The following is a 14,249-nucleotide window of genomic DNA, read 5'->3' as shown; positions in this document are numbered from 1 at the left end:
GCACCCACTAGGAGGCGTGGAATCTCTCTGGTCGAAGGAAATCCAAGCCGTCCCACCAGCGCTTGCCGAGTGCCTCGTTGGCTGCAATTTCTCCGTAGCCCGAGGCCATTTTGAAGCCGGCCCCGGAGTACCCTGTGGCCGAGTAGATTCGGCTGGTCCCGCCGAAGAAACCCATCAAAGGCTGGGAATCGGAGGTGAAGAGGTCCGGGAATGCGTCCGAGCGCACGATGCTGGGAATCAGGCCAGGAAAGAATTCGGAAACCGTCTCCATGGTTTCCGTAATCTCTGCTGTGCTGAGGTCACGGGGCACACCATCGGCGACGGGGGTGGATACCCCGCGGCCATCGAGCGTCGCTTTGACTGTGACGCCGTCCATGGCCGGTGCCCCGTACATGGAGCGATCCCCGGAAATCCTGATGAAGATCGGAAACTTATCCGGTGCGAATTGTTCCGCGTCACGGGCAACAAACCATGAGAGGAAAATCCGCTTGGTTTCGGTGTGCGCTTTGAGATAGTCGGGCATGAGTTGTTGGGACCAGGCGCCCGAGGCGACGATGACCCGATCGAAGGTCCAAGTGCTTGCGCCGGATGTGATCACGACGCCGTCGTCGGTTTCAGTGATGCTTTCGATGGGAGTGTTGATGTTTACTGTTGCGCCGTTGGCCTCCGCCGCGCTGACTGCTGCCGTGATGGCACGATCGGTTCGGAGGGCGCCGGCGTTGGGGTCATAAACGGCGACGTCGTCGGCGCGAAGGTTGTGTTGGGGGTAGCGGATGGCCATCTCTTCACGGCTGAGAATCTGGTGAATGCCTCCGGTGGCGCGTGTGGTCTCGAACAGGCTGCGGAGGTACGTACCGGAGTCGGTGCCGATCGACAGCCCGCCGCAGCGTGTGAGGATGTCCTGACCGGTCTCTGCCTCAAGCTCTGCCCAGAGTTCGCGCGAGCGTTCCAGGACAGGGAAGTATCCCGGGTTGCCGCGGTAAATCATGCGGAAGAGCCGGGTGTCTCCGCCTGCTGCGCTGCGACTGTGGGCAGGTGAGTGTGCTTCGAATCCCACTACGGAGTCAGTGAGCCGGGATGCCTGCCAGAGGGCCATGCTGCCGATGCTGCCCAAACCGATAACCGCGAGTTTTCCATCCATGGCTAGAGAACCTGCTTGAGGAAGGCTTGGGTTCGGGGTTCTTTGGGGTTGGTGAGGATTTCCCGGGCGTCCCCGCGTTCCACAACATTGCCGTCGTCCATGAAGATCAGGGAGTCTGCTACTTCCCGGGCGAAGCCCATTTCGTGGGTGACGACCACCATGGTCATCCCTTTCTTGGCGAGGTCCTGCATGACGGCCAGGACTTCGCCCACCTTTTCAGGGTCCAAGGCGGAGGTGGGCTCGTCAAAGAGGATGATGTCCGGGTTCATGGCAAGGGACCGGGCGATGGCGACGCGTTGTTGTTGGCCGCCGGAGAGCTCGGCGGGGTAGCGGTCCCCGAACGCGCCGAGTCCGACGCTGGTGAGCAGTTCCTGGGCTTGTTTGGTTGATTGTTTTTTGTCGGCGTGTTTGACCAGCACGGGGCCGGCCATGACGTTTTCGCGGGCGGTCATGTTGGGGAATAGGTTGAACGACTGGAAGACCATGCCCACGCGGGTACGTTGCAGAGCCAGCTTTTTGGGTGGCAGGGCGTGGTAGGCGGTGTCGGTTTCGTAGTAGCCGAAGTCTTCGCCGTTGACTTTCAGGATGCCGGAATCGACGGTTTCGAGGCCGTTGATGCAGCGGAGAAGGGTTGATTTGCCGGAGCCGGAGGGGCCGATGATGCAGCAAATTTCTCCGCTGGCGATGTCGAGGTCGACGTCTTTGAGAACGGTTTTGGGGCCGAAGGACTTCCGGATTTTTTGGGCGTTGATGGTGCCGTCAGCGTTCATCGTGCGATGCCTTCCGGTGCGGTGAGTGTCACTTTGCGGGCTTTCCGGGGAACCCGGGCGGAGGTGTGTGAGTACTTTTGTTCGAGCTTTGATTGGGGGTAGCTCAGGAGCATGGTCATGACCAGATACCAGAGGCTGGCGACGATGAGCAGGGGAATGGTTTCGTAGGTGCGGGCGTAGATGAGCTGGGCGCTTTGGAGCAGTTCTGCTACGCCGAGGACGGAGACCAGGGAGGTGCCTTTGAACATGCCGATGACCTGGTTTCCGGTGGCGGGGATAATCGAGGGCATGGCTTGGGGGATGATGACTTTGCGCATTTTCATGGCTCCGCTCATGCCAAGGGAATCGGCGGCTTCGATTTGGCCCTTGCCTACTGAGGAGAATCCACCGCGGATGATTTCAGCCATGTAGGCCGCCTCGTTCAGGGTGAGTCCGATCAACGCTGCGGTGATGGGGCCCATGAGGGCGTTGGTGTCGATCGCGGTGCCGATGTCGGTGAAGGGAATCCCGATGCTCAGGTTCGGGTACAAGGCGGAGAGGTTGAACCAGAAGATCAACTGCACCAGCACCGGGGTGCCGCGGAAGATGGTGATGTAGACCCCGGCCAAGGTGGCGATGGGTTTGATGCTGGAGGCTCGCATGATGGCCAAGCCCAATCCCAAGAGGGTGCCCAGCGCCATGCTGGCCACGGTCAGGAAGATGGTGAGCATCAGCCCGCGCAGGATGGATTCGTGAGTGAAGTACTTTGCTACAACATCCCATTTGAAGTTGGGGTTCGTCGCCACCGAACTCAGCACCCCGATGCCGACCAGGATGCACACCACCCAGGAAACATATTCAAAGGTGCTGCGCCGCTTCAGCCGCGGTTTCAACGCCGGATCCAACCCGTTCATCCCTTTACTTCTTTCCAAAGTCACTTGCTTCATCGGGGCACCCACTAGTTCAGTTTGGCGTCGGTAATAGCTCCGGACTCCAGGCCCCAGTTATCGAGGGACTCTTTGTACTCCGGTGTCTGAAGGACGGATTGGAGCGCCGCCTGGAAGGCAGGCGTCAGGGGTGAGCCCTTCTTTAAGCCGATGGCGGTCAGGTCGCTGGACCCCACTTCGACGCGGCCCACGAGCTCGAAGGAGCCAGGCTGCTGCTTCTCGGCCCATGCAAGTGCAGTCGTGTCATACAGGATGCCGTCAATGCGCTTGGAGTGCAGCTGGGTCAGGGCGTCCTGGACGTTGGGCAAGGTCACGCCATTGATGGCCGGCTGTCCCTTTGACGTGCAGCTACGTTCGCTCAGTGCGGGGAGGCGCTTGAGCTGGCCTGTGGACCCTTGGGTGACGGCTATGTTCTTGCCGCACAGTGTTTCGACGGTGAGGTTGAGCGGGTTTCCCTTGGGCACGGCCACAGAGTTACCGGCCTTGAAGTAGTCGATCATGTCCAGCACCTTGAGGCGTTCTTCCGTCTTGGACATCGTGGTGGCGGTGAAGTCGAAGCGACCGCCGTCAAGCCCGGGAACGATGGTGTCGAACTTCGTGTCCACGAACTTCAATTTCAGATCGAGCTTTTTGGCAATGAGCCTGGCGACATCAGGGTTCAAGCCGATCGCGGTTGTATTGTCCTCGGCGAGGAAGGTGGTGGGCGGGTAGTGCAGATCCATGGCAACTGTGAGTTCGCCCTTGTCCTTGATGGACTGCGGCAAGAGTGCCACGGCAGCAGCGTCCGGCTGAACGCCTTCGGATATGTCGGTGGTGTTGGCTGTCTTGCTGTTCTGTGCGGAGTCGCTGTTGGCAGCTCCTCCGCACGCACTCAGTGCCAGGAGAACCGCTAATCCTGCAGCTGCAGTCTGCGCCTTGTTTCGAGTCTTCATGGTGGTTCCCTTCGAGGGGGGAGTCTGGTTGGGGGAGGAAGAAGTCTTAGGTTCAAATGTGATCCGGATCTCTCCGTTATCTACTGCAATGCAACGCCCTCAACAGTAGATTGTCAACAATTTACAGAAACTTTTTTGCAATCCTGGTTGGCCGGGAGTTGAGGAGGATCTTGGTCGCCAAACTGTTGACAATTGACAATTTAGCGGCCTACAGTCGAGTCATCAGCCCAGAAGCTTGTAGCTTCCCCGGCAGTGTTGGCGGTGAAATCCCGCCCCTCTTGACACCTTTACAGGCGGCCCGCCCGCTTCTATCTCCCTACAAGAAACGGAATCGACATGGCAGAGACCAACCCCAGGCCGAAGTACATTTCCTTTGACATCTACGGCACGCTGATCAACTTCGACATCGATCCCACCACCCGGCGCCTGCTTGATGGGCGTATCTCTGAAGAGCAGTGGCCCACCTTCAAGAAGCAGTTCCGCGGATACCGGTTCGACGAGGTGCTGGGGGACTACAAGCCCTATGAGCAGATCCTTCAGGATTCTTTTGATCGTGTGTGCAAGCGCTGGGGCTTTGGTCCCACCGAAGGTGCGGGCGCGGCGTTTGCCGACGCTGTCCGCGGCTGGGTTGCCCACGAGGACGTGCCGGCCCCGCTGAAGCTCATGGGCGACAACTACCAGCTTGTGGCTCTGTCCAACGCGGACACCAGTTTCCTGGACATCAGCATTCCCAAACTCGGCGCAAACTTCCACTCAGTCTTCACCGCAGAGCAAGCCCAGGCGTATAAGCCGCGCTACCAAGCTTTCGAGTACATGCTGGACACCCTGGACGCCAAGCCCGAGGACTTCCTGCATATTTCTTCCCACACGCGCTATGACATGCACCCCATGCACGACTTGGGCTTCCGGAACCTCTGGATGCTGGACCGCGGCTACGACCCCATCGGTCATGGCTACGACCTCAGCACGGCAAAATCCCTGGACGAGATCAACAAGCACCTCGGACTCTGAGACGACGAGGCGAAAGGCCAACCCCGTGAAACTTGTTCCTTACTGGCTCGATACCGCAGAGCCATCCGGCGATTACCGCCGCACCCCAGTCCCGGAGAACGTTGATGTTGCGATCATCGGGGCGGGATTTACCGGGCTGTCCGCAGCCCTTGAATTCGCCAAGCAAGGCGCCAGCGTAGCTGTTTTCGAACGCCACACCGTTGGCTGGGGTGCATCAGGCCGCAACGGGGGCATGGCTACTACTGGTTTGGCCATTGGTTTCAGCACGGCGGTCAAACGGTACGGGGCGCCCCGGGCGGTGGAGATGTTCCGTGAATACAACGACGCCATTGAGACCATAGAGAAGCTGGTGCACGACAACGCCATTGACTGCGACTTCAAGCGCTTCGGCAAACTTTCACTCGCCTTCCACAAATCGCACTACGACGGATTCCTGAAGTCCCAGGAGCTGCTTGCCAACCTTGTGGATCACCAAGTAAAAGTGATTCCCAAGTCCGAAATCCACAGCGAAATCGGAACGGACTTCTACCAAGGGGCCATGATGGACCCCTTGGGCGCGGGCCTGCATGTTGGCAAGTTCGTCCACGGGCTGGCGAAAGCCGCAGCCGACAACGGGGCGGACATTTGTGAGAACGCAGCGGTCACCGAACTGAACAAGGTTTCAGGTACGGTCCATGACGTGCACACCACGAGGGGCATCACCCGGGCGAAGCAGGTTCTGGTGGCTACCAGCGGCTACACGGGCAACATCACCCCCTGGCTCCAGCGGCGTGTGATTCCCGTAGGGAGCTTCATCATTTGCACTGAGCCGCTTCCCGAAGAAGTCGTGAACCGTATTCTGCCGAACAGGCGGCAAGCATCCGACAGCAAGATGCTCACCTATTACTTCCGCATTACCCCGGACAACAGGCTTCTGTTCGGCGGCCGCGCACGCTTTGCGCTCTCCAGCCCGGATTCCGACGTCAAAAGTGCAGAAATCCTGCACAAGGCCATGACTGAGCTCTTCCCCTATCTGTCCAAGGTGGAGGTGGACTACATCTGGGGTGGTTTGGTGGACCTGTCCATGGATCAGATGGTCCATGCCGGTCAGCATGACGGACTGTTCTTCTCGCTCTGTTACAGCGGGCACGGTGTTCAAATGGCTGCGCATATGGGCAAGCGCATGGCACATTACATGGCCGGAGACAAGCATGCGAACGTCTGGGAAGACCTGAAAAACCCGCCCGTGCCTGGCCATTTTGGCCCGCCATGGTTCCTGCCGTTCATTGGCGGAGCCGCGAAGATCATCGACCGCATCAAATAGGCAGGCAAGGATCCCATGAGTTCATCAACCACAGTCCCTGAAGCGCGCCCTGAAACAGGGCAGGAGACGGCCTACCGGCGGGCAAGGATCGCCGCACTCCCGGGCGGCGCATTCCTGGAAGGCCGTTGGGAGACAACCGAGATGACCGTTGAGGTCCGGGATCCTGAGGACGGCGTCCTGTTGGGAACCGTGTGTACCTCCACCCCACAAGACGTGCGCCGGGGTATCGCCTATATCCATCGCCACCTCGAAAAAGATGATTGGGCTTTACGGGACCGCCGGGAGGCGTTGGAACGCGCTGCAGTGTTGCTGGCCGACCAAGGTCTGCGTTTCGCCGAGATCATTGCCGCCGAAAGCAGCAAGACCATCTCCGAGGCGGAGCGCGAAGTGCGCCGGTGCACGGAGACGCTACGGCTCTCCGCCGCCGCGTCCAGCGAACTCGTCGGAGAGACTCTCGCCTTTGAAGACAGCATCGCGGGAGCTAACAAAATCGGCTGGTATAACCGCAAACCAGTTGGAATTATCGCGGCTATCACCCCCTTCAACGATCCGCTCAACCTCGTGGCACATAAGCTGGGCCCGGCCCTGATTGGAGGCAACGGCGTCGTGCTTAAACCCTCTGGACGCACCCCGCTTACCGCCCTCGCCTTTATCCAGCTGCTGTTGGAAGCGGGTGTCCCCACGGGTCGCCTCGCCGTATTTGTTTCGGGACCCGGCGTCTCGGAGGCGATCGTCACCGACCCGCAGGTTGACCTCATTTCCTTTACCGGCGGACCGAAGACTGCCGACCGGATCGCTGCCGCCGCCGGAGCAAAGAAGATCCTTTCCGAGCTCGGCGGCAACAACGCAACAATCGTTTGTGCGGACGCTAATGTCCAGACAACCGCAGAGGCAGTCGTGGCCGGTGCTTTCGGGGTGGCAGGCCAAAATTGCCTGTCCGTGCAGCGCGTCTACGTTCACATTTCCCTCTTCGATCAAGTCCTTGAAAAGGTGGTCGCGGGCACCCGGGCGCTTCGTGTCGGAGCAAAGTTCGATCGCACCACGGACGTCGGGCCGCTGATTTCTGAAGCCGAAGCGCGCCGCGTGGAGGAATGGGTGGAGGAGGCCAAGGCACTTGGCGGCATCGTGCACGTCGGCGGCCAACGTTTCGGCGCGTTCTACCAGCCCACCGTGCTCACGGACATGTCCGCAAAGGCCCTGGTCATCAGCGAGGAAGTTTTCGGCCCGGTGGTCAGCATCATCCCGTTCATCCAGCTCAACGATGCCATCCACGCAGCGAACGACTCCGAGTACGGGCTTCAAGCCGGCGTATTCACGGAGTCGATCGAGCTGGCCCTAGCCATAGCCGACAAGCTGCATGTAGGCGCGGTAGTGATCAATGAGACCAGCGACGTCCGGATTGACTCGATGCCTTTTGGAGGCTTCAAGAAATCCGGGGTGGGACGTGAAGGCGTCAAACACGCGGTACGGGAGATGACCGAACCCAAGAGCACCATCATCAAATTGGCGGGGCCCGCCACGCGCTGGCAAGTACTCTCCGCCACCTCAGAACGGAATGCATCATGACGGACCACAAAATCGCAGTCATCGCAGGCGACGGTATCGGAAAAGAAGTTGTTCCCGCAGCCATTGAATGCCTGGAACGGATCGCCGGCATCCACGGCATCGGTCTGGAATTCACTCATTTCAGCTGGGGCTCGGACTACTACGGCGACCACGGGCGGATGATGCCGCTGAACGGACTCGACCAGCTGGCGCAGCACGACGCCATTTTCCTGGGTGCTGTGGGCTCACCCGAGGTTCCGGACACTGAGTCGCTGTGGGGGCTGTTGATTCCCATTCGCCGTGAGTTCCAGCAATACATCAACCTCCGGCCGGTGAAAACGCTCGACGGCGTCAAGTCGCCTCTCGCGTCCAAGGAACCGATCGACATCCTGATTGTGCGCGAAAACAACGAGGGGGAGTACTCGGAGGTGGGCGGACGCGCCTACCGCGGGCTGCCGCATGAGACCGCCGTCCAGGAAACCATCTTCACCCGCCTGGGCGTATCACGTGCCGCGCATTACGCCGCATCGTTGGCTTCTTCCCGCAAAGGCCACCTGACTTCGGCCACCAAGAGTAACGGCATCATCCACACAATGCCCTTCTGGGATGAGGTGGTGGAAGAAACCACCCGGCTCTATCCCGACGTAACCCTCACCAGCGAGCTGGTGGACGCGCTGGCCGCCCACCTGGTCCTGAAGCCCTGGACCTTCGACGTCATTGTCGCCTCAAACCTGCTGGGGGACATCTTGTCCGACCTCGGCAGTTCGGTCACCGGGTCCATTGGTGTCGCCCCCAGTGCAAACCTGAATCCCGACGGCGATTTCCCGTCCCTCTTCGAACCGGTCCACGGTTCAGCGCCGGACATTGCGGGTAAAGGGCTGGCAAACCCGGTAGGCCAGATCTGGTCAGGGGCAATGATGCTTCAGCACCTGGGCCACCCCGAAGCTGCGGAGCACCTGCAGTTGGCCTTCGAGTCAGTGTTGCGCGCGGGCATGGGTACCCGCGACGTCGGAGGACCGTCTTCGACGTCGGAGTTCACTGACGCTGTGTTGGTTGCCATCGATGCCCTGGATGCTGTCGGCCAGACGGAGAAGGCGGCTGCCAAGCCGACGGCTGCATCGTCGTCGTCATTGTGACCTTTTACGAGGGCAGGCGCCCCGTCGTCGCCGTGCTGTATCGGGAGGCCTTGCCACCCCGATTGGACGAGGTCCGGGAACTCGCCGAAGTCCGTCTGACCAAGGCTGACAGACTCCCGGAGGCGCTGGCCGGTGCGGATGTGCTGTATCAATGGCATTCGTTCTCACCTGCCCTGCGCGAGAACTGGGCGGCAGCCTCGACCCTGAAATGGGTTCATGTGTCAGCTGCGGGCGTCAGTGAGTTGTTGTTCGAGGACCTGATCAACAGCAACGTTCTCTATACGAACTCACGGGGTGTGTTGAGCCGTGCGATTGCGGAGTTCGCGTTGGGTTTTGTCCTGGACAGCGCGAAGGATGCCCATGGTTCGTTCAGGCTCCAGCAAGGCAGGCGCTGGCAGCATAGGGTTACCCGGAAGATCCAGGGGCAGCGTGCCCTTGTGGTGGGGACAGGGTCCATCGGACGGGAAACTGCGTATCTTTTCCGTGGCGTCGGCTTGCGCGTCAGCGGGGCCGGACGCAGCAGCCGTCCCGGAGATGCGTACTTTGAAGAGATCCATTCTTCAAAGGACCTGGCCCAGGTGGTCCAGGACTTCGGTTATGTGGTGTTGGCTGCGCCGCTGACCGAGCACACCAAAGGATTGGTGGACGCTGACGTCCTCTCCGCGATGAAGCCAACGGCCCACCTGATCAATGTGGGCCGTGGCGAACTGGTGCAAACCGACGCGCTGGTGGATGCGCTCTGCTCGGGAACCATTGCCGGGGCAGCCCTCGATGTAGTGCACCCGGAACCATTGCCTGTGGAACACCCTCTCTGGAGCATGGAGAACGTCATCCTCACCCCGCACATGAGCGGCGACACCGAGGATTACCTTGACGATCTAGGGAAGCTGTTCCTGGAAAACCTCGGGCGGTTCAGCCGCGGTGAACCACTGCAGAACATCGTGGACAAGCAACTCGGGTTCGTCCCCGTTCCCTGACTTCTCAACCCCGGGGATGGCCGGCCCTTCCCAAGGACGGGTCCTCTTTTGCGCCTAGTGAAGGTCCATGGCGTTGCGTACTTCATCCAGGATGTGATGCATGGCAGCCTCAGCTGCCGTTGCATCCCCTCCAGCCACCGCGGCGGCCACGTCCTGGTGGGCGTCAAGGGCTTCGGACCTGGGTTTGAAGGGCATGAGGCCCTGGCGTGTCCGGCTGGTGAGCACCTCTGTCACCATGCCTTCCAAGGCTTGGAACATCTCATTGCCACAGCTTCGGAGCAGCAGGCAATGGAACTCAATGTCAGTGGCAAGGAAGGCCTCCAACTCGCCGGCTTCACCCAGTCGTCGCAAATCCGCAGCCAGGGAAACCAACCGGGCACGCTCAGCGGCACTGGCCCGGCGCGCTGCCGCAGCAGCTGCAATGGGCTCGACGGCGATGCGCAGCTCGGTGAGGCTGCTGTACTGGTTCTCGCGGCGGTCCGAGGCAAGCCGCCAGCGGACCAGTTTGGGATCGAAGACATTCCACAGGTGGCGCTCCCGCACCACTATGCCCACACGGCGCCGCGAGTACACCAGGTTCATGGACTCAAGGACCTTCATGGTGTCGCGGGCCACGGTCCGGGAGATGCCGTATTCCTGCTGGATCCCCTCCAAGGTGAGCCGGCCTCCCGGCGCCAATTCACCTGAGGCTATGGCTGTGCCAACAGCCTCCAGCACTCGTTCGTGCATGGCAGGAGACGCTCCGCCCTGAAGATAGGCCGCGTACTGTAGTGTCGCCGTCGACATTCTCCCTGCCTTTCCCTGTGCTGCTGCACGCCCTCATCGTAGCGTCAAAAAACGCAAAGGTATGACCTGTGCCACGAATAAATACTATTTATTCGCCCGAATGGTGCTACCTTATCTACGTGGCGTTTCAACGTGAGATGCGCCGCACCCTTCTTCACTTAGCCAACGGCGTCTTCGGAGGTAACCATGGATCATCCCCCCACCCACCTCGTGGTGATGGGAGTTGCCGGTTCCGGCAAGTCCACCATTGCAGCAGCCCTGTCCCAGCGGCTCGGATGGGCATGCGCGGAAGCGGACGAGTTCCACCCGCAGTCCAACATCGAGATGATGAGCCGGGGCATTCCCCTCCAGGACGAGGACCGCTGGCCCTGGCTGCGGCAAATCCAGCAGTGGATGAGCACCAAAGCCCAAGCCGGCGAGAGTACCGTGCTGACCTGCTCTGCCCTCAAGAAAAGCTACCGGGAATTGCTCGCCCAGGCTGAAGGGCACGTTGTCTTCCTGCACCTCCATGGCGAAGCGGATCTCCTGAGCCAACGCATGCAGGGCCGCGAGGGGCACTTCATGCCGCCGACGCTCCTTCCCAGCCAGTTGGCAACTCTGGAACCGCTCAGCGAGGACGAACTTGGTGCCGGAAGTCTCCGGCTGGACATCTCCAAGTCCCCGGAAGAACTGGTTGGAGCGATCATCGCTTCACTGAAGCTCACCGCGGACCAGGCGCCGTAACCAGCTTTTCGTCTTAACCCCATCAATACTGTTTCAAAGGAGAATCATGGTCATCGAAGGATGGACCCAAACGCTGGGGGCCGGGCCCCTGCTGCTTATCGCCGCGGCGGCCATCGGTGCGCTGCTGTTCCTGATCATCAAGCTGCGGATGCACGCGCTGCTCGCGCTGATCCTCATCAGCCTGGCCACTGCTTTTGCCACTGGAATCCCTGCCAACCAAGTGGTTCCCGTGCTGATCAACGGTTTCGGCACCACCTTGGGCACCGTGGCACTCCTTGTTGGCTTGGGCGCCATGCTAGGTCGCATCGTCGAAACCAGCGGCGGCGCCAAGGTGCTGGCAGACTACCTTATTGGCCTTTTCGGTGAAAAACGCGCCCCCTTCGCCTTGGGGCTCGCCTCTCTGATCTTTGGCTTCCCCATCTTCTTCGATGCCGGCCTTGTGGTCATGCTGCCGGTCGTCTTCGCTGTCGCCCGCCGTCTCGGTGGGGGAGTGCTCCGCTATGGGCTTCCCGCTGCCGGCGCGTTTTCCGTGATGCATATCTTCCTGCCGCCGCATCCGGGGCCGGTGTCCGCTTCGGCCTTTTTCGAGGCAAACATAGGCTTGGTAACGATCGCCGGTCTGCTCGTCGCCATCCCCACGTGGTACATCGCCGCTTACCTCTTTGGCCTGTACACCGGAAAGAAGCTGGTGCTGCCGGTTCCGGAAATCCTGGGACACGCAAGCGCTGAAGCGGAGGCAAACCCGCCCCGATTCCGCACCATCGTAGGACTGCTGCTCCTGCCGTTGGTCCTGATCTTCATGAACACCGGGCTGAACACACTTGCATCCTCCGGCGTTTTGAGCGAGGGCGTCAAAAAAGAACAGTGGTTCCAGGTTCTGCGCACCCTCGGTGAAACCCCCGTGGCACTGTTGATCGCGGTTGTCGTAGCTATGTTCGTCCTGGGTGCCAAGCGCGGAAAAGATGCCGGGGATCTGGAGAAGCTCCTTGAATCGTCCCTGGGGCCGGTTTGTTCCGTCATCCTGATCACTGGTGCCGGCGGCATGTTCGGCGGCGTCCTGCGCACTTCCGGCATCGGAACGGCACTCGCCGATGTCCTGGGTGATCTGGGCATCCCGTTGATCCTGGCCGGCTTCCTGATCTCGGCCATCCTGCGCATTGCCCAAGGCTCTGCCACAGTAGCCCTCACCACTACAGCGGGCCTCATTGCGCCGGCCGTGGCGGTGGCCGGACTGAACGGCATGCAAATCGCCGCGCTGGTGATCGCCGTCGCCGCGGGTTCCGTGGTGGTCTCCCACGTCAACGACTCCGGCTTCTGGCTTGTAGGCCGTTTCTTCGACATGGACGTCAAGACCACCCTGAAGACCTGGACCGTCATGGAGACCCTCATTGGTGTGATGGGCTTCGTGCTGGCCGCCGCAATCTTCCTCCTCGCTGGACTGGCGGGTTAGCGTCGCGACGACGCCAGGTGGGCGTCGGCAGGGGCAGAGGTGAACTAATCACCATGTGCCCTCGCTGACGCCCACCCGTCATGGAACTGGCGTTCCTGCCGGTCAGCAGGTGTATTTATAGAGGGCGTAGGCGAACTTTCCGTCCAACTGGAAGAAAGTATTGCCATCGCCGTCCACGGTACAGAATGTCGCTTTGGAGTTCCTTCGGAGAAGGTTTCCTAGAACAGCGGCCAAGGCACCGCAGGCATTTCACCGCTCGGTGCGGGGAAACGTTTTGTTGAGCGCAACCGCGCGCAGCGTGTGGCAAGGGAGGCGATTTCTTCGGCGCTGATGAGGTCTGCCAAGTCGCGGCCCAGCCCATCGTTCAGCTCCTCGGTGAGGTGATCGATGCCTTCGATTTCCTCAGGAGCCAAAGCCTCTCCCAGCCATCCCCACAAGACGGTGCGCAGTTTGTGGTGATGGTGGAACGTCAGTCCGTGGTCCACGCCGTGCCGGTGTCCGTCGGTCATGGCAAGAATATGGTCGCCCTTGCGGTCGGCGTTGTTGACTATCACGTCAAAGACGGCCATACGCCTGAGCGCCGGAGAGTCTTCGTGAATCAGGGCGACGGTTCGGCCTTTCTCATCCTGACCTTCGAGCACGTGTCTCCAGCCTGTCTCCGGAGCGTCGTCCGCTGCCACGAGCTCCACGGCCCGTTTGGCAGGGTCTTGGTCCTTCCAGAGTTGGACCATCCCTTCGCCCAAAGGGCCATCTCGTAGCCAGGTGCGTGGAACGATATCCCAGCCCAACGCCTGCGATACCAAATAAGCGGCCACCTCCCGGTGAGCGAGGTTGCCATCGGGAAAGTCCCACAGCGGGCTTTCGCCTGCCATGGGCTTGTAAACCACAGTGGCGTCGCCGATGCTGCCCAGGAATGTAGCATTTGAAGCCGTCGTGATGCGGCCGGTGAGCGTCAGCTCGGCGTTTACCAGGTCCGGCGCCGGCATCAGAGCTCGGGAAGGGTGCAGCTGTGTCCGTCGGCATCCATGGGGTAACCGCACAGTGGACACGTAGGGCGCCCGGCTTCGACGATTTCCCGTGTGCGCTTGGCGAACGCGCGGGCGGTGCCCACAGGCATGCGCACCAGCAGCATTTCGGAGTCGCCGGATGCGTCCTCGACCAGAGGATCGTCGTCGTCGGGATCGATGTCTGAAATGGGGTAGGCCTCTATGACGACCTGCGCCGTGGTTGGATCCCAGCCCAAACTCATGGCCCCCGCACGGAACTGCTCTTCGACGGCCTCAAGGGGCTCGTTGTCGACCAGCTCAATGGGGGTACTCGTCGGAACACTAAAGGGGTTGCCCTTAACAGTGATGAGCTGGTCGAGTATTTCGTCGATTTTCTCTGCCAGCTGGGCCGACTGCTGCTTCTCCAAGGCAATACTCACGAGCTGTTTACCTGCGCGCACCTGCAGGTAGAACGTCCGCGCCCCTGGAAGACCAATGGTGCCAACAACAACCCGATCAGGCCAGGCAAACTCGTGAACACGTGTAGGCATGTCAGTATTTTA

Annotated in this window: 14 protein-coding genes; 7 read left to right on the top strand and 7 right to left on the bottom strand. The window is 60.6% G+C overall.

The features are described 5' to 3' along the window. Positions 1-7: 7 nt before the first annotated feature. From M1D51_RS11310 to M1D51_RS11295, 4 genes are read right to left on the bottom strand one after another with little or no spacing between them, the layout of a single operon-like run. Positions 8-1,141, bottom strand: a complete 1,134-nt coding sequence (locus tag M1D51_RS11310; RefSeq protein ID WP_458106523.1) for an FAD-dependent oxidoreductase — start codon at positions 1,139-1,141, stop codon at positions 8-10. A 2-nt stretch (positions 1,142-1,143) separates the two neighbouring features. Next, entirely contained in the window at positions 1,144-1,911 is a 768-nt protein-coding gene (locus M1D51_RS11305) for an amino acid ABC transporter ATP-binding protein (RefSeq protein WP_172325389.1), read from the bottom strand. Further along, positions 1,908-2,804: an amino acid ABC transporter permease gene (locus tag M1D51_RS11300; RefSeq protein WP_172325390.1), complete on the bottom strand. Its 897-nt coding sequence runs from the start codon at positions 2,802-2,804 to the stop codon at positions 1,908-1,910. The genes M1D51_RS11305 and M1D51_RS11300 overlap by 4 nt, the downstream gene beginning before the upstream one ends. Before the next feature lie 44 nt (positions 2,805-2,848). Then, positions 2,849-3,769, bottom strand: coding sequence for an ABC transporter substrate-binding protein (locus M1D51_RS11295; protein ID WP_458106522.1), 921 nt, complete (start codon positions 3,767-3,769; stop codon positions 2,849-2,851). Between the two features lie 336 nt (positions 3,770-4,105). On the opposite strand from M1D51_RS11295, the gene M1D51_RS11290 reads away from it, so the two are divergent. The 5 genes from M1D51_RS11290 to M1D51_RS11270 are packed head-to-tail and all read left to right on the top strand — an operon-like array spanning position 4,106 to position 9,741. Next, positions 4,106-4,780, top strand: coding sequence for a haloacid dehalogenase type II (locus M1D51_RS11290; RefSeq protein ID WP_458106521.1), 675 nt, complete (start codon positions 4,106-4,108; stop codon positions 4,778-4,780). Between the two features lie 25 nt (positions 4,781-4,805). Beyond that, on the top strand, positions 4,806-6,083 hold the full coding sequence (locus M1D51_RS11285; RefSeq protein WP_172322204.1) for an NAD(P)/FAD-dependent oxidoreductase: 1,278 nt from the start codon (positions 4,806-4,808) through the stop codon (positions 6,081-6,083). A gap of 15 nt (positions 6,084-6,098) precedes the next feature. Continuing rightward, positions 6,099-7,649, top strand: coding sequence for an aldehyde dehydrogenase family protein (locus M1D51_RS11280; protein WP_458106520.1), 1,551 nt, complete (start codon positions 6,099-6,101; stop codon positions 7,647-7,649). Next, positions 7,646-8,764 carry a tartrate dehydrogenase gene (locus M1D51_RS11275; protein WP_458106519.1) on the top strand — a complete coding sequence of 373 codons (1,119 nt, stop codon included), beginning with the start codon at positions 7,646-7,648 and terminating at the stop codon, positions 8,762-8,764. Before M1D51_RS11280 ends, M1D51_RS11275 begins: the two co-directional genes overlap by 4 nt. After that, positions 8,761-9,741: a D-2-hydroxyacid dehydrogenase gene (locus tag M1D51_RS11270; RefSeq protein WP_458106518.1), complete on the top strand. Its 981-nt coding sequence runs from the start codon at positions 8,761-8,763 to the stop codon at positions 9,739-9,741. The genes M1D51_RS11275 and M1D51_RS11270 overlap by 4 nt, the downstream gene beginning before the upstream one ends. Positions 9,742-9,795: 54 nt before the next feature. On the opposite strand, the gene M1D51_RS11265 is transcribed toward M1D51_RS11270, so the two are convergent. Beyond that, positions 9,796-10,527, bottom strand: coding sequence for a FadR/GntR family transcriptional regulator (locus M1D51_RS11265; RefSeq protein ID WP_458106517.1), 732 nt, complete (start codon positions 10,525-10,527; stop codon positions 9,796-9,798). Between the two features lie 186 nt (positions 10,528-10,713). On the opposite strand from M1D51_RS11265, the gene M1D51_RS11260 reads away from it, so the two are divergent. Further along, the gene (locus tag M1D51_RS11260) at positions 10,714-11,250 is read left to right on the top strand and encodes a gluconokinase (protein ID WP_172322199.1); all 537 of its coding nucleotides are present in this window, start codon (positions 10,714-10,716) and stop codon (positions 11,248-11,250) included. A 46-nt stretch (positions 11,251-11,296) separates the two neighbouring features. Continuing rightward, on the top strand, positions 11,297-12,700 hold the full coding sequence (locus tag M1D51_RS11255; protein ID WP_172322198.1) for a GntP family permease: 1,404 nt from the start codon (positions 11,297-11,299) through the stop codon (positions 12,698-12,700). 218 nt (positions 12,701-12,918) lie between these two features. Here M1D51_RS11255 and M1D51_RS11250 read toward each other — a convergent pair whose 3' ends face one another. Both M1D51_RS11250 and M1D51_RS11245 read right to left on the bottom strand, forming a co-directional pair. Further along, positions 12,919-13,686 (bottom strand): SCO1664 family protein, encoded by a 768-nt coding sequence (locus M1D51_RS11250; RefSeq protein ID WP_458106516.1) that lies wholly within the window; start codon positions 13,684-13,686, stop codon positions 12,919-12,921. Then, positions 13,686-14,237: a DUF3090 domain-containing protein gene (locus M1D51_RS11245; protein ID WP_458106515.1), complete on the bottom strand. Its 552-nt coding sequence runs from the start codon at positions 14,235-14,237 to the stop codon at positions 13,686-13,688. The genes M1D51_RS11250 and M1D51_RS11245 overlap by 1 nt, the downstream gene beginning before the upstream one ends. Between the last annotated feature and the right edge of the window lie 12 nt (positions 14,238-14,249).

Source organism: Arthrobacter sp. R3-55 (assembly GCF_054161505.1).
Note: the sequence above shows the minus strand (reverse complement) of the source record. Positions and strands in the feature narration are given on the sequence as shown.